Here is a 20,969-nt window from a genome sequence, read left to right as displayed (position 1 = left end):
GTAATTTGTTTTAAATACTTATAAAAGAAGTCGAAAAATCTTCTGTTTTAATCAAATCAAAGTACTTCATTGTACCTTTATTTTTCTTAATTATCGCTTGCGTCACACTTAATGTTTTTAAGGTATTTTCTCTGTTGATAATCAAACCGTTTTCTGAATCATCATTTTCGGTATTTCTATGAAAGTTCAGCATATCCAAAGCAGAGATTTTATTCTTGTCTTTCAAAAAATTAAAAAACCAACGAGAACGGCTTTTTCTAATTTCTTCAGAATATAAAGTAACCGATGACCAAATATGATTTTTCGTCACGTCTAATAATGTTTTCCATTTTGTAATACCGTCCCAAATCAGTTCGTACAATTCTTCTTTCTGATATAGAACCAAGGTAAATGGCTCTATATCTTCGAGATTAATTTCATTCCAGAAATCCTTTGGCGAAGCATTCGAAATAACATCCAAAGCAATTAATCCCCGGCTTTTTCTATAAAGAAATAAGGGATTGTGTTTTTTAATTCCGCCATTCAAAAGTACCAAAACGGTTCCGTTTTCATCAACCGCAAACCAAGTTCCTCCGGCTTTTTGATCTTTTGGATACATGATGTTTTTACCGCCCAAACAATAATTTCTTGGCGCAAGAGCTCCGGGACGAATTACTTTTTCATCACGATTTGAAGTTATAATCACAACTCCATTATTGTTTACAAAACTTACTGTACACATTGTTTTCTATATTCTATAGTAGATCGCGCCACACCAAAATCCTCGTGAACCGAAATATTTTTTAGTTGTAGAACGCCTACTTTTATTAATGCCTGATGATGAATGCAATGTTCCAGATTATAAAGTAATTCTCTATAATAACTACTCTGAATTCTAATTGCAAGTCCATCAATTTGCTGTTCCAGATAAATGGTTTTGTTTTCGCTTTTCAAACCACTTTTTATTTCTGTTATAAATTCTTTTGCAAATTCCGTTTCGGTTTGAATTCGAATATTTCTCTCGCGATTATCATAATTTAAAATTCCCAATTCATAACCATTTTCAAGACATTTATACATTTCGAGAATATGTCTTACATGTTCTCCAATTGTTGCGTCACTTAAAGCTTCGCAAGATTTCGCATAATCCTGATCAGATAATTGATCTAATAGAGAAACTAATTCCTCTAAACTGTGGCGTATTGATTTTAGTAACATGGCTATTTTAGTTTTAGAAGATTAAACAATTTATTTTTATTGAAATAAAGCAATGTTAAACAACATATTAAGGTAATAATGGCTAAGAGAAACAGAAATCCTCCGTCATTTTCGACTACTATTCCTAAGACAAATAAATGCGACAAAATTGCTCCTGTCATTATTCCGCATCCGCCTAAAGCTCCAATCCATGTGGTTTTTGGAATCAGAATTAAAATGGCGCAAATCAATTCGGCAATTCCGGATCCGATTCTTCCGTAAGGTTCTATTCCTAAAGTCGAAAAAATATAGATACTTTCTGCTGCTCCGCTGAACTTAAAAAATAAGGTTTGCAACAAGATTCCTGCTGCTACGACTCTTAAAATCCAGACTAATTTTTCTGTTTTCATGATCGTTATTATTTAAATATATTTTTCCAGTTCGTATCTGCTTGTGACTTTAATTTCGTCTCATCTTTATTCCAGGTTTTCAAAGTATTATTGAAATAAGCGTTGTAAAACAGATAAAGTTTACCGTCGATAATCTTGAAAGTTTCAGGATTTATTTCGACTTTCTCGCCAGAACTTCCCATTGCATAAGCGCACCATCCGCCGTATTGAGGTTCATATTTTGAGGGATTTTTTAAGAACGCATCTTTATTTTCGCTTGACGAAAATTTATAAACTACACCTTGATAAGAAGCTGAAATTTCTTTTTTCCATTTGATTGCTTTTGCCTGATTAAAATATCCAACCGGATCATAACCCTGAATTGCAACTTTATTTTCTAAATTATATTGATTAATTCGTTTTGCATCGTTTTGAGCAAATGAAATACCTGAAACCAAAATCAACACAAATAACACTAGCTTTTTCATCTTATTTTATTTGATATTTGTTAATACTGAAACAAGTAAATCGGTCGAAATTCGGTGCTTAAAATCAGGAGAAATATATTCGAATAAGATATCAGATTCCGGGTTGAGAACAAAAACGGACGGAACTGGTAAGAAATTGGTATTGGCTCCTTTAGAATGTACGTTAATTACTGATTTATAGTTTTCCGGAGCTTCATAAGCAATTCCAACTGCTTTTATAAGTTCGCCTTTTGAATCAGAAAGTAAGGTATATTTTACTTTATCTTTTTCTTCTGTAATTTTCAAATTCTCCGGGGCATCAGGACTAATCGCAATAATTTGATATCCTAAATCGAGAATTTGTTTTTCGGCTTCAGCCAATGCCTGCAAATGCATATTGCAATACGGACACCAACCGCCTCGATAAAAAACTAAAACTGTTTTTTTCTTTTTAAGCAAATCAGAAATTTTGACAACTGTGTTTTCAGCTGTTTTCAAAGTAATGTCGGGAATTTTCTCTCCTATTAATAAAGGAGCAATATCTGTCGCAACTTTGGGGATTGCGTTTTGTGCGTTAGCAACCGTAGTGAAGGTTACTAAAAAAATAAGAATTAATTTTTTCATAGCTTTTTGGTGTTACATCTTTTTGATGATGTAAAATTACTTTGCTATGAAAAAGGAAAATGTCGGCTAATTTACACTTCGCCTAAAATAAATTATAACCGTTGTAAACAATTATATTTAAACACACAGATATATAGATTCTGTTTACGTAAAAAGGCATTTCATTTTTATCAATTCACAATAGTTAAATCCGTGTTTGCTATGTACTAAATTAGATTTTAATGAATTATACAGAATGAGTTAATTAATTCAAGTTACTAGTTTAATAAATAAGTTGCTCTAAAAAGTTTAATCCCTACGGGATATTTTTCTGGTAGATTTTACTATTCTGCTACCAATATTTAACTCCTATCGGAGTAACAAAAAATATCTCGGAGAGATTAGAAATTGGTAGAAATCAATTTATTCATATCATTTTTTATCCCTTAGGGACTACACTTTATTAAATAGCAATTGGAATTAATTATATTTTGGTAAAATTCGGAATGATATATTCAACTCCTGACGGAATAACAAAAAAATATCTCGGAGAGATTACATATTGGTAGAAATCAGTTTATTCATGCCAATTTTTGTCCCGTAGGGACTACACTTTATTAAATAGCAATTGGAACTAATTATATTTTGGTAATATCCGGAATGATATATTTAACTCCTAACGGAGTAACAAAAAATATCTCGGAGAGATTACATATTGGTAGAAATCAGTTTATTCATGCCAATTTTTGTCCCGTAGGGACTACACTTTATTAAATATCAACTTGAGCTAATTATATTTTGGTAATATCCGGAATGATAATTTCTTTTCTGTTGTAAGCCAAAAGATTATTCGTTTCCATTTCGTTCAATAATTGTGTGGCTGTTTGCCTTGACGTGCAAATGATTTGTGCAATATCACTTTGCGTCAGATAATTATCAAGTACCACAGTATTTCCATTTTGAATACCTTCTTTTTCTGCCCAATCTTTTAGAAACTGATGTAATCTTGTTTTTGCGTCTTTAGAAATTAAATTGGCATAACTATTCTTGATACGTTTCATTTTCAGACCAACAAATTTGGTGTATGAAAGCGCCAAAGTTGGATTTCTAAGCAATAAATCTTCAAAATCCGACATTAGAAAACTACAAATTGCGACATCGTCTGAAAGGACTTTTGCATATTCTTCGTTTTTAGAATCGGTTTCTAAAGTCAATTCGCCAAACAAATCTCCTTTTTGAATAATATCTTTTATGGTTTCGTTTCCATCGTCATCAATGGCTACAATTTTGATGTTTCCTTTTTTAAGTAAAAAGATTCGGGGTAAATCTGAAGTAGAAAAATAGATAATTTCTCCTTTTGAAGCTTTTTTAAAACCTGTAATAATACACAATTGCTTGATTTGTGAATAACTCAAAGTTCTAAACAATTTATGATCTCGTAAATACCAATATTTTAAATCTTCGTACATAAAAATTAAATCTGTTGTGTAAATGTAATTAATTTAGCAGTTGCATGGATTATCTTTCTGATAAGTTTTAGCACGCGGATTATACAGATTCGCTACCGCGAAGACACAGATTGAGGCGGATTTTTTATTTTAAAAAATAATAGAAATCCATTTTATCAGCGTTTTCGCGGTAGCGAATCCGCGTCATCAGCGTTCAAATTATAGTTCAGCTTGACAAAAAAACCCTTTCAAACTCAAATGCTTGAAAGGGTTTTATTTTAAATATTATAAAAAAATTATCCTGCAATAACAGCTCTTGAAATTACAATTTTCTGAATCTCTGATGTTCCTTCATAGATTTGAGTAATTTTTGCATCACGCATAAAACGTTCTACATGGTACTCTTTTACGTAACCGTTTCCTCCGTGAATCTGCACTGCTTCTACCGCCGTGTCCATCGCCACTTGAGATGCAAACAATTTTGCCATTGCTCCACTTACATCATAATTTTTATGTTGGTCTTTATCCCAAGCCGCTTTCATACATAAATGGCGCGCTGCTTCGATATTAACTGCCATATCTGCCAATTTAAAAGCAATTGCCTGATGATTGCAAATTTCAGTTCCAAAGGCTTTACGCTCTTTAGAATATTTCAAAGCTAATTCATAAGCTCCCGAAGCAATTCCTAAAGCTTGAGAAGCAATACCAATACGTCCTCCGGCAAGCGTTTTCATTGCAAATTTGAATCCGAAACCATCTTCACCAATTCTGTTTTCTTTAGGAACTTTTACATCACTAAACATTAAAGAATGTGTATCAGAACCACGGATTCCCATTTTTTGTTCTTTTGGTCCAATAGAAAAACCAGGCATATCTTTGGTCATAATCAAAGCATTGATTCCTTTATGTTTTAATTCAGGATGCGTTTGAGCAATTACCAAATAAACTGATGCTGTATTTCCGTTCGTAATCCAGTTTTTTGTTCCGTTTACAATATAGTGATCTCCCATATCAACCGCAGTTGTTTTTTGAGAAGTTGCATCACTTCCGGCTTCCGGCTCGCTTAAGCAAAAAGCTCCGTGAATTTCACCTGAAGCCAGACCCGGTAAATATTTTTGTTTTTGTTCTTCAGTTCCAAACTCTTGTAATCCCCAACAAACTAATGAGTTGTTCACAGACATTACTACAGAAGCAGATGCATCAACTTTAGAAATTTCTTCCATTGCAATTACGTATGAAATTGCATCAAGTCCACTTCCGCCATATTTAGGATCAACCATCATTCCCATGAATCCTAATTGTCCCATTTTTTTTACTTGTTCCGTCGGAAAAATTTGTTTTTCGTCACGTTCAATAACACCCGGCAACAATTCGTTTTGAGCAAAATCTCTAGCGGCTTGTTGAATCATTAAATGTTCTTCGGTCAGATTGAAATCCATAGTCTTTGTAGTTTTATTGTTTTTGAAAACCAAAATTCAGAAAACTTCGTTTATAGAATTGTTCGGTTTTATGTTTTACTTGTTTTTGTTTTTTTAAAAGGCTTCCAAAGATAATTTTTAAAACTCAATTTAACAATGCATGCATATAATTTTAATAGATCAGCAACAATTACGATAACGTTTTCGTAATAATAACGAAATTTAGCCCAACTGACATAAAATTTGCAATGTTTTCTTTAAAATTTAAGAATATAATTGTCTTGAAAAAACGATAAAACATAAAGAAACTGGACAATTTTAATCTCAAAAAGATTAAACAAACCTTAAAACGCGCAAATGTACGTAAAACAAGTCTTACTAATTTGATTGTTAAATACATACATTAAAAAAAATTAAAATACGGAATAAAAAAACATGCTCAATAACAACTTAAAATTAATAAATTAACATTATTTTTGCCCAAAAACAAAATTATCGACAGAATATGAAAAAGATTTTACTATTACTTACACTACTTTTAAGCGCCCAGTTTTCGACGGTTTCTGCACAAGCTACACTTGATGTAAATGGCGTAACTGTTCCAAGAAAAATTGAAGTTCAAAATAAAACAATGCAACTTAATGGTGCAGGCGGAAGATCAAAAATGTGGTTGGAAGTTTATGTACAAGCCTTGTATTTATCGCAATTAAGTCAGGATCCAAAATTCATTATTGACAGTGATACTGAAATGGCGATTAGAATTGAAATTACCTCAGCTATGGTTTCTTCAAACAAATTGACAAAAGCAATGAATGCCGGATTTGAGAAATCTGCAGGAAGCAATCTTGAAGAATTACGTCCAAGAATTGAGGATTTCAAAACCTTATTAAGCGATGTTATAAAAGAAAAAGATGTCTTTATTTTATGGTACAATCCATTAGACCAAACTGTGAGCGTTATTAAAAATGATGTTTCTAAAGGAAAAATCCCAGGATTTGATTTCAAAAAAGCATTATTCGGAATCTGGTTATCTGATAAACCAGTTGACGAAACTTTAAAGAAACATTTATTGGGACAATAATAATTATCCCAATTTTATATAAAATTCTTAAGCCGAAAGCATATTGTTTTCGGCTTTCTTTTTTTGTTTGATAAATTTGCTATGAAATACATTATTCACATTATTCTATTTTATACTTTTACGCAAACTAAACATATCTCAACAAAATGAAAGATTTATTACAGCAATTTGAAAATAAAGCACCTGAAATTGTTTTTAACTGGAAAGATTCTGAAACAGAAGCCGAAGGATGGACCGTTATTAATTCACTACGTGGAGGAGCTGCAGGTGGAGGAACAAGAATGAGAAAAGGCTTAGATATGAATGAAGTTTTATCATTGGCCAAAACAATGGAAGTTAAATTTTCGGTTTCGGGACCTGCAATTGGAGGAGCTAAATCAGGAATTAACTTCGACCCAAATGACCCGCGTAAAAAAGGAGTTTTGCAACGTTGGTACAAAGCAGTTTCACCATTATTGAAAAGTTATTACGGAACTGGTGGAGATTTAAATGTAGATGAAATTCACGAAGTGATTCCTATGACAGAAGAATGTGGTGTTTGGCATCCGCAAGAAGGAGTTTTCAACGGACACTTTAAACCAACTGAAGCTGACAAAATTAATAGAATTGGACAATTACGTCAAGGTGTTATCAAGGTAATCGAAAACCCAAAATTCTCACCGGATGTTACCAGAAAATATACTGTTGCCGACATGATTACAGGTTACGGAGTTGCCGAAGCTGTTCGTCATTTTTATACTACTTATGGCGGAGACATTAAAGGTAAAAAAGCAATCGTTCAAGGTTTTGGAAACGTAGGTTCTGCCGCTGCTTTTTACCTTGCTGAAATGGGGGCAAAAGTTATTGGAATCATTGATCGCGATGGCGGATTAATTAAAGAAGATGGTTTTTCTTTTGAAGAAATCAGAACTTTATTTTTAAACAAAGACGGAAACAAATTGGTTGCCGATAATATGATTCCGTTTGAAGAAATCAATTCTAAAATCTGGACAATTGGTGCTGAAATTTTCACGCCTTGTGCTGCTTCAAGATTGGTACAACAAAGTCAAATTGATAGCTTAATTGCAAACGGACTAGAAGTTATTTCTTGTGGAGCGAATGTTCCTTTTGCTGATAAAGAAATTTTCTTTGGTTCTATCATGGAAGAAGTGGATCATAAAGTAAGTTTGATTCCTGACTTTATCTCAAACTGCGGAATGGCAAGAGTTTTTGCTTATTTCATGGAGAAAAAAGTTCAAATGACAGATGAAGCGATCTTCAATGATACTTCTGAAATTATAAAAAATGCGATTGTAAAAGCGCACGCTTTAAATCCATCTAAAACAAATATCAGTGCAACTGCTTTCGAAATTGCATTGAAACAATTAGTATAATTTAGTTTATACTTTAATTCTAAACGGATCAAATACTTTTATTTGGTCCGTTTTTTTTTACCGCAAAGTTTTTTGCTCATTTTATGTCATTTCGACAAAGGAGAAATCTCCACGAGAAGCTCGACAAAGATTGGATTTTCGTTGCGGAGTTACTTGCGGAGATTTCTCCTTCGTCGAAATGACAAATATTACTATTTTAATCATTGCTTAAAAAATCTTTGCGGTTAATTTTTTGCCACAGATTGACACGAATTAAAACAGATTAACTTCTTTGTTAACTTAATAAACTTCGTTTAAAGCAACTCAACAAAACTTTGTGACCTTTGCGAAAAACCTTCGCGTACTTTGCGGTTAATTTTTTGCCACAGATTTACACGAATTAAAACAGATTAACTTCTTTGTCAACTTTGCGGAAAACCTTAACGAGCTTTGAGGTTAAATTAAGCCCAGCACTTTCATTCTAAACAATTTTTACTACTTTTAAACGTTTTTATTTAATACTATTACAAAACTCAGAATCAAAATGACTTCTACGGATTCTTCAGATAAAAAGAAATCTCTATTAATATCTACGGCAATTTATGCTGTATTATTGTTGCTTTTATTTTTCATACGTTTTTGGCCTCCTTATAATCCCGAAAACAATGTTGCGCTTGCACAAGGTGGAGGCGGTGGCGGAGTAACGGTAAATTTTGGAGACAGCGATTTAGGTTCGGGAGCAAATTATAAAAGTGAAGTTCTGGAAGTAAAAAACAATGTAAAGCAAGCTCCTGCAAAAGCAACTCCAGACGAAGCTATAATTACACAAGAAAATACAACTGATGATAATGACGTCGTAATTCCGACGAAAGAAAAACCTAAAAAAGCAACTCCGGTTGTAAAACCTGAAGCGAAACCTGTACCTGAAAAACCAAAAGTTTCGAATTCGACAAATGATGCTTTATCGAGCATTTTAAAAGGATCAAATAAAGGTGGTGATGGAGATGATAAAGTTGCCGGAAACAAAGGAAAAGCAAACGGAAGTTTAGGATCTAACGGATATTACGGCACTGGAGGTTCCGGTGGCGGAACTGGCGGTGGAAACGGAACAGGAAATGGTATTGGTACCGGAAGCGGTTACGGAGCCGGAAGCGGCGGTGGTTCTGGCGGAGGATCAGGATATTCCTTAGGAAACAGAAAAGCATTATCTAAACCTGCACCAAAATATACTTGTGACGAAGCTGGAAAAGTAGTTGTAGAAGTTACAGTAGATCAAAGCGGAAAAACAATTAGCGCAACGCCAGGAATAAAAGGAACAACAAACACAGCAAAATGTTTACTAGATCAGGCAAAAATTGCAGCGATGAATACAAAATGGTCTCCTGATGAAAATGCAACTGCAAAACAAGTTGGAAGAATAATCTATAATTTTAGCTTAGATTAAAACACGAATTGCACGGATTTACACGAATAGAAAAAGGGTTTCTGAAATATTTCAGAAACCCTTTTTTATTGTTTACTTCTTTGATTTCGTATGGTTTGTCATTTCGAGCGAAGGGAGAAATCACACGAGAAACTCCGCAAACAAAGTCAATCTTTGTATAGCTTCAAGCGTGTCCTTCGACTTCGCTCAGGATGACAAGATTATGTTAGAGATCTCTTTATTAGTGAGATTGCTTCGTTCCTCGCAAAGACATACTCAATGGCTACTTCTCTTTAATCTACCCTCTTTCTTCTTTATTCTTTACTCTTTATTCTTTCTTCTATACTCTTTCTTCTATTATCTTTCTTCTATTATCTTTCTTCTATTATCTTTCTTCTATTATCTTTCTTCTATTATCTTTTTTTCCGCGTGAGGGATAGAAGCTAGCTACCGAAGTAGCGTGGATAGCCCGACCGGAATAAAAAAATGGGCGAATCAACGTTATGCTGATTAGCCCATTTTTTTATTGTGGTCACGCCCTGATGATAATTTTACTTCGGACTTGTAGCGATTACAAATTTCAAGTTGTTCTTCACGCCTATTTGTAGTACGTCTACTAAATCCTGAACTTGTAAGTTAAACGGAATTCTAACGACAACGGTTTGCTGTTTGTCGGCTCCAATTTTTGACATTAAAGTTGTTTCGAGATTTTCGAAATCTACGGGTTCTTTGTCGATATAGAATTTTTTATCTTCGGTAACGGATAAACTGATCAGTTGTTTGTTTGTTTTTTCATTTGATTTCGCTTTTGGCAACGTCATTTTGATAACATTAGGATTTGCAAGCGTTGAAATAATTAAGAAAAACAACAGCAAGAAAAACATAATATCACTCAATGATGAAGTGGCTACTTCGGCATGAAATCTTCTTTTTCTTTTAATAGACATAACTTACGATCTTTGAATTATGTTTACAAATTCGAGTATTTGTTTCTGAATTTTTAAAGCAAAATCATCAATTTTTCCGTTTAATAAATGGTAAGCGCTATAAGCAACAATACCAACAATAAGTCCTGATCCGGAACTAATCATTTTCTCGTATAAACCTCCGGAAATGTTTCCGATACTAATATTTTCTGTAACCGAAATACTGTAGAAAATCTTGATAACTCCAGAAATTGTTCCAATAAAACCAAGTGTTGGCGCGATACCGGCAATTAATCCAAGGTGACCTAAACGACGTTCCATTTCTCCAATTTCGATATCTGCGGCACGATCCATATTGGATTCGATTTCGGCAATTGGTCTTCCGATAACCAAAACTCCTTCTTTCAAGATATTTCCGGCTGCAGTATTGCTTCTTTCTACAATTGTTCTTGCGAGTTCGATATTACCAGAATTTAGCTTATCGCCAACATCCTGCATTAATCTGCTGTCAATTTTTGAAGCTTTACTGATATATAAGTAACGTTCTATGATGACATAAAAAGTATAGAATAATAAGATGGCGATTGGAATCAGGAAAAAACCTCCTTTTAAGATAAATCCTAAAACTGAGATTTCGGTATTTGGAGCAATTTTTTCAATAACTACGTTAGAAGCGGCGTTTGCAATGGTATCTGTTTGTACTTGTATAAAACTAAACATACATTAATTCTGGTTTTTAATAATTAATTCTAAAAAATATTTGAAATTTGCAATAAAGATAATTTTCGCTGTAATATAAAACTAAAAAAAACGAAAATTATTTCAATCAACAACACTTTTATCCAAAATAAATGAACTATCAGGAAACTACCAATTGGATGTTTAATCAACTACCAATGTACCAACTACAAGGCGCTTCGGCATACAAAGAAGATTTGACCAATATTAAGTTGCTGGCAGAACATCTTGGTAATCCTCAAAATGGGCAAAAATACATTCACGTTGCAGGAACCAATGGCAAAGGATCTACTTCGCATATGTTGGCTTCGGTTTTGCAGGAAGCGGGATATAAAGTTGGATTGTATACTTCGCCACATTTAAAAGATTTTAGAGAACGAATTAAAATCAACGGCGAAGAAATTTCAGAAGATTTTGTTTGTGAATTTGTCGCAAAACATAAAGATTTTTTTGAAGCCAATGATATGAGTTTCTTCGAAATGTCTGTTGGTTTGGCGTTTGATTATTTTGCTTCGAAAAAAACAGATATCGCGATTATTGAAGTTGGCCTTGGCGGAAGACTTGACGCTACGAATATTATAACGCCATTGGTTTCTGTGATTACAAACATCGATTTAGATCATACTCAGTTTCTTGGAAATACTCCGGCGCTAATTGCAGCTGAAAAAGCAGGAATTATAAAACCGAATGTTCCTGTAGTTATTGGTGAATATACTATGGAAACTCAGCCTGTATTTTTGGCTAAAGCCGAAGAAAATAAAGCGCCTATATATTTTGCTGCAGATTTGATTTCAGAAGTTTTCCCTTCAGATTTAATTGGAGATTATCAATTTCACAATAAGAAAACGGTTCAGGAAACTATCAGTATTCTAAATTCTCAAAATGAATTTAAGGTTTCTGACGAAAGTCTAAAAACTGGTTTATTAAACGTTATAAAAAATACGGGTTTACAAGGAAGATGGCAACAATTGGGAGAAAATCCGAAAATCGTTTGTGACACTGCACATAACAAACACGGATTGGCTGTTGTGATGAATCAAATTAAAAATGAAACTTTTGAGAATCTTCATATTGTATTAGGAGTTGTAAACGATAAAGATCTGGATTCTATCTTGCCTCTTTTTCCTAAAAAAGCGCAATACTATTTCTGCAGTCCAAATTCTTCGAGAGGTTTAGGCGTTGAAATCTTGAAGGAAGCTGCCAAAAATCACGATTTACTCGGAGAAAAATATAATTCTGTAGCCGAAGCTTTCGCTGCTGCGAAGGAAAATGCTGCTCAAAATGATTTTATCTACGTTGGCGGAAGTACTTTTGTTGTAGCCGAATTGCCATTAAACTAGCGGAATTTTAAATCATAAGAAAAAGACTAAAAAAACTTCTTTTATAATAAATTCAATTACAACGAGATAGGAAAAACTTTAAAAAAACTTTAAATTTTTAGCATCTTTTGTTTGCAGAACTGAAAAAGTGGCTTATATTTGCACTCGCAATCACAAACGATAGCAACCTAGTAAAATAGGGCGATTAGCTCAGCTGGTTCAGAGCACCTCGTTTACACCGAGGGGGTCGGGGGTTCGAACCCCTCATCGCCCACCAACAAACTCCTTAAGAAATTAAGGAGTTTTTTTTGCTTTATACAAAATCAAGACGAAATGTTTTGGGGAATCAAAAATGAGTTTCCCATGGTTGAAACCACGGGCTATAGTTTACATTTTTATGAATAGGAAATAAAACCTTAGCAGATTACAGTTTTAACTTAAGAAAAAAAGTCATTTCATAATTTAATTTCTTTACATACATAGCCTTGATTTTCGGAAACCTCTTTTGGTAAATTCATCAAAAAACGTCCACTCAATTGCCAAAGTATTAATGTTCCGTATTTAAGAAAAATCCAGCGAGAAAAACTTTGTTCTAAGTCTCTATGTTCGGTCAATTCAAAGAAGATTGCATCCTTATATTTTCCGTCGTATTTGTTTTTATCTACTCCACTTTCTTCTAAGTATTCTTTAAAATTATCTTTTGCCTCTGTGCTTAAGGATTTAGATTTTACCCAATGTATTTCTCCTAAACAATTATTGCAGTTTAATGTATATTGGTAGACCGGATTTTCTTTTAACGAATCCATTAAATCATTTTTTTTATAAATAATCGATTTCTTAGTACTAAAGAGTTCATTTACTCCTGAAATTGTATTGAATCTAATATTTTTGGAGATTGTTGAATCCTTTAAAGAAAATTCTAAACACCGCCTTCCAAAATCTCCACCCCATTCAATTGAAGACATATCCATAATTTCTGCTTTCATAATTTCAAAATTCTTTCCTAAAGATTTGAAAGTTCCTGGAAATGCATTTTTAGCATCTAAATAATTTTCTTTCTCCGCAAGAAAAATTGAATAGATTTTTTGAACAAATGCTCCGTTAAAATCCTGACCACTTAACCGTTTTTTATTGTTTGGAAGTGTATCTGGTAATAATTCAGCCACTAATGCGGAAAGTTTTGAATCGTAGATTTTTCCTTTCTTTACTACATACCATGGCAACATATAAGGTTCCTGTCCTATTGAATATGCCGAAATCGTATCATTTCCTTTTATTACACTAATCACGATTAATGGGTAATCATCCGTTCTATTTGAACCTTCGAGGGATGAAGCAGCCTGATTTGCTTTTTTATAATCCTTGATTGTATTAATTGCAATAGAATCTATTTCCTTCGTTGTCTTTCTGTTTTTTGTATGTTCTTTCCAAAGGTTTTCTGCATTGTGAATAAGCCAAAGAGAATCTCTGCCAAAAGAAATCAAAGGTCTTTTAAATGAAGTATCATTTGTATTTCTAATCAACTTAACTATTTCAGAAGTTAGGTTAGGATCAATCTTTTTGATTATTGAATCAGGTTTCTCTAATGATGTAAGCAAAAAATCCTGGCTTCTAATTTGAAATTTATTTTCGAAATTTGACCAGCCACTATAAGCGTCTGTAATAATTATTTTATCCCAATCATTTAATGGACTAATTTTATTTTGCCCAATTAAAATTTGAAGTCCTAATAAAAAAGTTAGAATAGTTAAATTTGCTTTACTCATAATTCAGATTAACGTTTTGGCTTTGAGAACTGCTAGATTTTAATAATTTGTCCAAAAATTAGAGATTAAGAAAATCAGATTCAAAATCTCTAATCCAAATCCCAATTATTAAGTTCTTCTACATTATATAGTACTTTGTAACTCGGATTTTTTGTATAATTATTTTGTTTCGCTTCATAAATTTCTCCTTCATCTTTTATCCAGGAAATTTGGCAATCTTTAATGTATTCTTGCTTTTCTTCTGCTGTGTGTTCCTCATTTCCAGATCTTTTAAAATAAGATTCCCTAGTATAGTTTTCACAACATTCACATTGATCGATATAAACAGCTTTGTAACCACAGATTTCGCAAAATTCTACATTTTCAAATTTTGCTATGTAACTGTGTTTTGATCGGTAGAAGTTTTTTGAAAGATAATCGACTAAACTTCCAAATCCCAGAGTGCTTTTTGAGATCGATAATCTACCATAAATTATACGTTCATTCTGAATTGCATTGTCGAATTTAATTACCAGAGTTTTATATTGTCCAAAATAATTGGCTTCTTCAAAAGATCTGTCTATTATTGTGTTCCACTGATAAAAAAAATCTTCATACCAAAAACCTTCATTTTCAAGTGTAATTTTTCCTCTTTTTTCTAAATAATGCTTTCTGCAATCTATATAATCCCATCCTGAATAATATCTCATTTCTCCTCTTTCTCCGCAAGTTTCGCAAACACTTTGAGAAGCAAAACCATAACCTTGAATAATTTTTTGAAGATGTTCTTCATTAGAAGCATAAAATTCTAAAAACGCATATTTTGTTTTAATACAATATACTCTTTTGTCCCAGCCATTAGCATGTAATTCTTTTATCAATTTGATTACTAACGAATACCATCCTTCATGAATCTGTAATGATATACCGTTTAAATCTGCCAGTTTTTTTAAATCAAATACATTTATATCGTCATTAATCACAAAGTCATTTAAGCTTTGACAGCCTTTATTTACAAAATCAGCGTCTTGGTAAAAATCCTCTCTTTGAGTTTTTTTCTGATAATGAGTTTCAGATAAAATAGGATCAGCTGTAATTGTATGTCTCTCAACCAAAGGATGAAAGTCGTCTATCAAATTTTCATCTTCGTCTTTTTCCTTATTTTTAGACATTTCTTTACTGGTCACAATAGCAATTGATACAAACACTATTAATATTATAATTGTAAACACAGTACTTATTAGCATACTTTTTAGTTTATATTTATTGGAACCATATATAGATATTTTACGAATCTACCACGCTGGTATGCTGGTTGACACCTTGGCATGATACTCATTACTCTTATTGCTTCTTGATTTAATTTTTCATTTGTAGAACTTTCGATTTCGATTTCTGTAGCAAATCCTTTTGAATCAATTGTGAATTTAACTTTTAAGCTTCCCTTATTCCCATTACTTTTAAAATTATTTCCAATAAACTCATAAAGTTTATTTACTCCTCCATAAAACATTGGCATAACCTGACCACCATTAAAAAAATAATATTTTCTTGTTTCTGAATCGATTTCCTTTCCATTTTCCTCAACAAGAGTTGTGCTATTATCTTCATTTCTATAAAAATTACAAATTGTTGTTTTCGAATCTTTATATATTTCTAATTTATCTAAATTATTATAGGACGCAATTAACTTAGAATCTTTATAAAATTTCGTGTTCGCAGTATATTCTCCATCTTTAAATTCACACATTATTAAAGCATTATTTTTTTCATCAAACAATTTCCAAGTTCCGGTTTGATTATTATTTTCATCTAATGCATTTATTTTTTCTCCGTTATACTCAATTACATTTTGCGAGAATGAAGTTATGGTACAAATTAAGAAAGCAATTAAAAATACTCTTTTTTTAAGATTCATTTTCTTTATGATTTTAGGCGCTTTTTGGGCAAAATAGCTACAACTTAGTTATTCAAACCAAAATGAGATTAATACATTTTTTAGGTGGCTTTGAACTATAAGCTCACTTTTTTCCAAGCGAATATAAGAAATATTCATACCACAATTTATTAACCTTTTACGACAAATGAAATCATTATAATCTCATTGAAATTTTATCTGAATCCGCAAAAATGGTTTGAAAACAGATTTATAAAAACCACTAAGAAATTAGAGAAGTGCATTTATTAAGAACTAAATTAAAAATCAATACTATATTAAGTCCCATAAATGATGTTAATGAGCAGAAAATACTATTTTAGTCGGGAATTACTAAAATTAATAATCAAATGAAAAATGTTCTTGTAATAATTATTTTAATTTCTTTTAAGATTACAGCCCAAATTTCAGAAGCTCCTGGATTAGCTCTACCGTTAAATAACCCTAAAAATCGTTATCAGGAATTAGTCAACACTTATCTTAACCCAAATAGGAACAGTGAATTTAATTACAATAATTACTCTTTCAATAACACAGATTTTGATTTAAAAAAAGAGAAAATCGTTAAAAAACTTAGCATTGATAACAATAGTGACGGAATCAATGAATATCATTTAAGTTTTAATCCAAAAGGTAAAATTGTACTTTGTGAAGATTTGCTCAGAAATTATACAATGACTTACGAATATTTTGAAAATTTAATAATCGTTACAAAAACTGACCGGAATTCAAACTACAAAAATATAGTGCAATCTGCGGAAATCGATTCGATATTTTTTGACAAAAACGAGAATATAATAAAGCACTCCTTCACAATGAAAGTGTCTGAAAAATTTGGCAAGAATTATAAAAGAATCGTTGTTGAAAACCAATTTTCAAAAGATAATAAGTTGGAAAAAAAATATTACAATTCAATTGACCATATAAATATTCCGTTAGAAGAAGTTCGCGAAACAGTATATCAAAATTACAAAGATTCAATAGTTGAAAAAGATTATTATATCTATAGAAATAAATTATCGGCAAGTGATACTATTTCATACAAAAATAATTTTGCCTCAAAATCAGTTTATTACCTCAACCAAAACAACAAGATCTCCAGAATTACTAATTTCGGTCAAGATCTCTCCTTAAACAGGGAAGTTTTCATAAATTATGATGAGTTTGGTAATATTACTGAATTCCTAAGCTCACGAGGTTCAAGTGGATATTTTAAATATAATAGTAAAGGTAATATTTCTAGTATTAGGCAAACACTTGGACAAAATGAAGACTTTCAATACGATTGTATTTACGACAATCACGATAGGTTTATATCTGCAGAAACAGATGGAAAAAAAATAAAAGAGTTTGAGCGCAACTATACTTATGACAAATATGGTAATTGGGTAACTTTAACGTTTATCAACAATGACAGCACAACTACCAGAACAATAACTTATTATTAAAAAGAAACGAAGACTGTTTATAAGCACTTCAAGATAGAATGTTTTCTATACAATTGTATCTCACAATTTCAATCTTGTTTTTTACCAATTGGGAAATTTCTGAGAAATTTTAAATATCTTTGAACTATGAGCACACTAATAAAACCAAATCACATAGGGCGAAAAATAAGTCGTATTCGTGAACTTCGAGACATGAAACAAGAAGCTTTGGCGCAAGCTTTAGGAACAAATCAACAGGCTATTTCGGCTATTGAAAACAGCGAAACTATTGATGATAATAAACTTGCCGAAGTTGCAAAAGCATTAGGTGTAACAGTAGAAGCAATCAAAAATTTTTCGGAAGAAAATATGATTAATTTTTTTAATACTTTTAATGATGCTGTAAATAATAGCCACTTTGCAAGTACTAATTACAACTGTACTTTTAATCCTCTTGATAAAGTTGTAGAACTTTACGAACGTTTAGTTCAGTCCGAAAAAGAAAAAGTTGAATATCTGGAAAAAATAATAAAAGGGAAATAACCTTTTAGAAAAGCAAAAACTCCTTAAGAAATTAAGGAGTTTTTTTGTGTCTTATTTTTTTAATTCCAATTATTTCCACCAGTTTATTTATTGCGATTTTTGAAACAAGTCTAAATCCCAATTCTAGAAAAATAAATCTCACGACAATAATAGATATAACAAGATTAAATATCAATTCCAGCTTATTCTGTATAATTGCTACAATTATTCCGGAAAGACTAAACAACATTATCATTAAAAAAATAATTTTTAGAATTTTACTTGTACGAATTTCTAGTATTCCATTTCTATTTTCGATTTTTCCCCTTAAAACACAAAATTCTCCTAATATCTTTCTGGACAGCTTTATTTCAAATTCTCTCTCTTTAACATTGCCTATAAAAACTTGACTATTCCAGTTTGTTACGAATTGTTTTTCTGATAAAGTTAGATCTTGTAATTTCGAAATAGACAATACACTATCATTATTTAATTCGATTGAATAATCACTTTCAGGAAATATTCTCATTCGGTTTAGCTTTTTTGGATTTAGTTTTTATAATTGCGAATATAGATCTTTCTTACAAACAATATTTTCTTTGTAAAAGATAAATTCCAAAAAAAAGTAATAAATTACATCAATAAAATAATAGCCTGTATTAATTCAAACATCACAAATGGAACAACAAAAACAATGGTCAATCGATGAAATTCAAAAAATATGGCAATTGGCTTCAAAATTACATAACGGACAAAAATATGGCGGTTTTAGTGATGGCGAACAAGTAGAATATCTAAATCATATTGGAAGTGTTGTCTTTGAAGTCCTAAATGCAATTCAATACACAGAAAACATCAATTCTGATTTAGCCATTAAATGTGCCATACTTCATGATACGATCGAAGACACAGCAATTACATACGAAAAAGTAAAGGCTCTTTTTGGTCATGAAGTTGCAAGTGGAGTTCTTGCACTAACGAAAAATGACAAAATTGAAGGATCGCTTGAAAAAATGTTAGATAGTCTAAAACGAATTAAAGAACAACCAATCGAAATTTGGGCTGTTAAAATGGCGGACAGAATTACAAACTTATACGAACCTCCGTTTTACTGGAAAGACGAAAAAAAGTTAATGTATATGGAAGAAGCCGAAATTATTTATGACGAATTAAAAGATGGAAATAAATATCTCGCCGAAAGATTAAAAATTAAAATCAAAGAATATAATCGTTTCCTAAGTACGGCTCAGATTAATTAGCATAAATCTACAAAAAACTCCTTAATTTCTTAAGGAGTTTTTTTTGTATCTGAAACAGGATTTATAAATCTCAAGGATTATTTCAAACCGCGCTCTTTTAATATATCTTCTAATTCTTTTTTATCGACTTTTGAATTATTAATCAACTTATAAATAAGAAACAAAGGAATTAGGGTCAGAAAACCCCAAGTGTTTTTTACAACGCTGTAAACTACAATTCCTACTAGAAATCCAATAAGGAAAGCATTAGTTATAGAAGTTGATTTGCTTTTTTTTGCTTCCTGCAACAATTCGTGATCCGTTAATTCTGATAGTATTTTTTTCTCCATTCTTATTATGTGGTTTTTGATTTTTCTAAAATTACCTTCTTTTTAAACCTAAAAAACAATTATTCTTTTATTGGTTTAAATAATTAAGCCGGTTCCCAAAGTTCAATTTTGTTATCATCGGCATCTAGAATATGCACAAATTTTCCGTAGTCATAAGTTGCAATTTCATCTAGAATAGTAACTCCGTTTTCTTTGAGTTTAGCTACAAGTGCTTCAATATTCTGAACTTGATAATTAATCATAAACTCTTTTTTGGACGGAGAAAAATACTCGTCTCCTTTTTTGAAAGGACTCCACTGAAGTGAATTTACTTTGTCAGGATTATTAATATCTCTGGATTCAAAAGTCGAACCCCAATCATTGGTTTCCAATCCTAGATTTTTTGAATACCATTCTTTTGTTTCTTTTGGATTGTCCGAAAAAAAGAAAATACCTCCAATTCCTGTAACTTTTGGTGTTGTATCGTTTGGCAAATTTAAATCTTCCATATCTGGTTGTTTTTTAGTTGTCTACTTACAAATTTAAGAACTATTATAATCGATAGGAATTATTAATTAAACTTTTAATTTTATTTATAAAACAAAAAAAACTCCATTATCACTAATGGAATTTTCAAATTCTGTTCTGTCTTTTATATTTTATTTTCTAAAAATCATAAAATAATTACCACGGACTAACTTCTGTTTCGTCTTCAATATCATTACTGAAAAATTTTCCTGTTGGTGCTTTTTCATCCGTAACGGTATGTTTAATGATAAAAGTTGCTGCACTTTCTACAGTTCCCGGACCTGAATGATGATTAAAATCTGTAGAAGTATAACCCGGATCAATTGCGTTTACTTTAAATGGTAAATCTTTCAACTCATACGCCAATCCAATTGTAAAAGCGTTCAAAGCGGCTTTTGAAGTCACATAACTTGTTGCTTTAAAATTGTAGTATTTCCAATTAGGATCACTGTGCAATGTCAAAGATCCAAGTCCGGAAGTTATATTACTAATTCTTGGACTTTCTGACTTTTTAAGCAAATCCAAAAATGCCTGAGTAACACTAATAACGCCAAAAAAGTTGGTCTCAAATACATCTTTAATAGCCGAAATTGCTGTTGTTGATGCACTCTGAGGAAATTCACCGCTGATTCCGGCGTTGTTAATCAGAATATCTAATTTTCCTTTTTCGCTTTCTACAATTTTTCTTGCCGCTAGAATTGTATCCGGATTTGTAACATCAATTTGAATTGCTTTGATATTTTCGAATCCATTTTCGTTTAATTCTTTTACCACAGCGTTTCCTTTTTCAAGATCACGCGTTCCTAAATAAACGAATAACCCTTTTTTCGAAAGTTGTTTTACTAATTCTAATCCTATACTTCTATTTGCTCCTGTAATTAATACTGATTTCATTTTTTCCTTT

At 31.7% G+C, this 20,969-nt stretch carries 23 protein-coding genes and 1 tRNA gene; 8 read left to right on the top strand and 16 right to left on the bottom strand.

The features are described 5' to 3' along the window. Positions 1-10: 10 nt before the first annotated feature. The 7 genes from C8C83_RS11975 to C8C83_RS11945 all read right to left on the bottom strand — a co-directional run bounded on the left by C8C83_RS11975 (position 11) and on the right by C8C83_RS11945 (position 5,522). On the bottom strand, positions 11-721 hold the full coding sequence (locus C8C83_RS11975) for an NRDE family protein (RefSeq protein WP_121328787.1): 711 nt from the start codon (positions 719-721) through the stop codon (positions 11-13). After that, entirely contained in the window at positions 709-1,197 is a 489-nt protein-coding gene (locus C8C83_RS11970) for a DinB family protein (protein WP_121328786.1), read from the bottom strand. The genes C8C83_RS11975 and C8C83_RS11970 overlap by 13 nt, the downstream gene beginning before the upstream one ends. A 2-nt stretch (positions 1,198-1,199) precedes the next feature. Beyond that, entirely contained in the window at positions 1,200-1,586 is a 387-nt protein-coding gene (locus tag C8C83_RS11965; RefSeq protein WP_121328785.1) for a DoxX family protein, read from the bottom strand. 8 nt (positions 1,587-1,594) lie between these two features. Continuing rightward, positions 1,595-2,053 (bottom strand): YHS domain-containing (seleno)protein, encoded by a 459-nt coding sequence (locus C8C83_RS11960; protein WP_121328784.1) that lies wholly within the window; start codon positions 2,051-2,053, stop codon positions 1,595-1,597. Positions 2,054-2,059: 6 nt separating this feature from the next. Continuing rightward, entirely contained in the window at positions 2,060-2,656 is a 597-nt protein-coding gene (locus tag C8C83_RS11955) for a peroxiredoxin-like family protein (protein ID WP_121328783.1), read from the bottom strand. A gap of 770 nt (positions 2,657-3,426) precedes the next feature. Continuing rightward, entirely contained in the window at positions 3,427-4,104 is a 678-nt protein-coding gene (locus C8C83_RS11950) for a Crp/Fnr family transcriptional regulator (protein ID WP_121328782.1), read from the bottom strand. A 275-nt stretch (positions 4,105-4,379) separates the two neighbouring features. Then, entirely contained in the window at positions 4,380-5,522 is a 1,143-nt protein-coding gene (locus tag C8C83_RS11945) for an acyl-CoA dehydrogenase (RefSeq protein ID WP_089478315.1), read from the bottom strand. A 484-nt stretch (positions 5,523-6,006) separates the two neighbouring features. On the opposite strand from C8C83_RS11945, the gene C8C83_RS11940 reads away from it, so the two are divergent. From C8C83_RS11940 to C8C83_RS11930, 3 genes are all read left to right on the top strand, one after another. Beyond that, on the top strand, positions 6,007-6,582 hold the full coding sequence (locus C8C83_RS11940; protein WP_121328781.1) for a chalcone isomerase family protein: 576 nt from the start codon (positions 6,007-6,009) through the stop codon (positions 6,580-6,582). A 146-nt stretch (positions 6,583-6,728) separates the two neighbouring features. Further along, on the top strand, positions 6,729-7,955 hold the full coding sequence (locus tag C8C83_RS11935; RefSeq protein ID WP_121328780.1) for a Glu/Leu/Phe/Val dehydrogenase dimerization domain-containing protein: 1,227 nt from the start codon (positions 6,729-6,731) through the stop codon (positions 7,953-7,955). Between the two features lie 523 nt (positions 7,956-8,478). Continuing rightward, positions 8,479-9,378 carry an energy transducer TonB gene (locus C8C83_RS11930; protein ID WP_121328779.1) on the top strand — a complete coding sequence of 300 codons (900 nt, stop codon included), beginning with the start codon at positions 8,479-8,481 and terminating at the stop codon, positions 9,376-9,378. Between the two features lie 530 nt (positions 9,379-9,908). Here the strand turns inward: C8C83_RS11930 and C8C83_RS11920 are convergent. Continuing rightward, on the bottom strand, positions 9,909-10,304 hold the full coding sequence (locus C8C83_RS11920) for a biopolymer transporter ExbD (RefSeq protein ID WP_121328778.1): 396 nt from the start codon (positions 10,302-10,304) through the stop codon (positions 9,909-9,911). A 3-nt stretch (positions 10,305-10,307) separates the two neighbouring features. After that, positions 10,308-11,003 (bottom strand): MotA/TolQ/ExbB proton channel family protein, encoded by a 696-nt coding sequence (locus tag C8C83_RS11915; RefSeq protein WP_121328777.1) that lies wholly within the window; start codon positions 11,001-11,003, stop codon positions 10,308-10,310. A gap of 131 nt (positions 11,004-11,134) precedes the next feature. Between C8C83_RS11915 and C8C83_RS11910 the strand changes: the two genes are divergently transcribed. Together C8C83_RS11910 and C8C83_RS11905 are read left to right on the top strand one after the other, a co-directional pair. Beyond that, the gene (locus tag C8C83_RS11910; protein ID WP_121328776.1) at positions 11,135-12,361 is read left to right on the top strand and encodes a folylpolyglutamate synthase/dihydrofolate synthase family protein; all 1,227 of its coding nucleotides are present in this window, start codon (positions 11,135-11,137) and stop codon (positions 12,359-12,361) included. A gap of 178 nt (positions 12,362-12,539) precedes the next feature. Next, positions 12,540-12,617: transfer RNA gene (locus tag C8C83_RS11905), tRNA-Val, on the top strand. A gap of 178 nt (positions 12,618-12,795) precedes the next feature. Here the strand turns inward: C8C83_RS11905 and C8C83_RS11900 are convergent. The 3 genes from C8C83_RS11900 to C8C83_RS11890 form a co-directional block, all read right to left on the bottom strand. Next, a complete protein-coding gene (locus tag C8C83_RS11900; RefSeq protein ID WP_121328775.1) occupies positions 12,796-14,106 on the bottom strand; it encodes a hypothetical protein in 1,311 nt (436 codons plus the stop codon). A gap of 89 nt (positions 14,107-14,195) precedes the next feature. Further along, entirely contained in the window at positions 14,196-15,332 is a 1,137-nt protein-coding gene (locus tag C8C83_RS11895) for a hypothetical protein (protein ID WP_132011757.1), read from the bottom strand. A gap of 5 nt (positions 15,333-15,337) precedes the next feature. Continuing rightward, positions 15,338-16,003, bottom strand: coding sequence for an energy transducer TonB (locus tag C8C83_RS11890; protein WP_121328773.1), 666 nt, complete (start codon positions 16,001-16,003; stop codon positions 15,338-15,340). Positions 16,004-16,371: 368 nt separating this feature from the next. Between C8C83_RS11890 and C8C83_RS11885 the strand changes: the two genes are divergently transcribed. Next, positions 16,372-17,469: a hypothetical protein gene (locus C8C83_RS11885; protein ID WP_121328772.1), complete on the top strand. Its 1,098-nt coding sequence runs from the start codon at positions 16,372-16,374 to the stop codon at positions 17,467-17,469. A 126-nt stretch (positions 17,470-17,595) separates the two neighbouring features. Beyond that, positions 17,596-17,991, top strand: coding sequence for a helix-turn-helix transcriptional regulator (locus C8C83_RS11880; RefSeq protein ID WP_121328771.1), 396 nt, complete (start codon positions 17,596-17,598; stop codon positions 17,989-17,991). A gap of 31 nt (positions 17,992-18,022) precedes the next feature. On the opposite strand, the gene C8C83_RS11875 is transcribed toward C8C83_RS11880, so the two are convergent. Further along, positions 18,023-18,499, bottom strand: coding sequence for a hypothetical protein (locus C8C83_RS11875; protein ID WP_121328770.1), 477 nt, complete (start codon positions 18,497-18,499; stop codon positions 18,023-18,025). Between the two features lie 148 nt (positions 18,500-18,647). Here C8C83_RS11875 and C8C83_RS11870 point away from each other — a divergent pair, with 148 nt between their 5' ends. Beyond that, complete coding sequence (locus C8C83_RS11870) at positions 18,648-19,229, top strand: HD domain-containing protein (RefSeq protein ID WP_121328769.1); 582 nt, start codon at positions 18,648-18,650, stop codon at positions 19,227-19,229. 77 nt (positions 19,230-19,306) lie between these two features. Here C8C83_RS11870 and C8C83_RS11865 read toward each other — a convergent pair whose 3' ends face one another. From C8C83_RS11865 to C8C83_RS11855, 3 genes are all read right to left on the bottom strand, one after another. Then, entirely contained in the window at positions 19,307-19,558 is a 252-nt protein-coding gene (locus C8C83_RS11865; RefSeq protein WP_132011756.1) for an FUSC family protein, read from the bottom strand. Between the two features lie 83 nt (positions 19,559-19,641). Further along, on the bottom strand, positions 19,642-20,046 hold the full coding sequence (locus tag C8C83_RS11860; RefSeq protein WP_121328767.1) for a VOC family protein: 405 nt from the start codon (positions 20,044-20,046) through the stop codon (positions 19,642-19,644). A 175-nt stretch (positions 20,047-20,221) separates the two neighbouring features. Beyond that, entirely contained in the window at positions 20,222-20,959 is a 738-nt protein-coding gene (locus tag C8C83_RS11855; RefSeq protein ID WP_121328766.1) for an SDR family NAD(P)-dependent oxidoreductase, read from the bottom strand. Between the last annotated feature and the right edge of the window lie 10 nt (positions 20,960-20,969).

It is taken from the genome of Flavobacterium sp. 90, from assembly GCF_004339525.1.
Lineage (GTDB): Bacteria > Bacteroidota > Bacteroidia > Flavobacteriales > Flavobacteriaceae > Flavobacterium.
The sequence above is the reverse complement of the archived record's forward strand: the minus strand, read 5'-3'. Positions and strand labels throughout refer to the sequence as shown.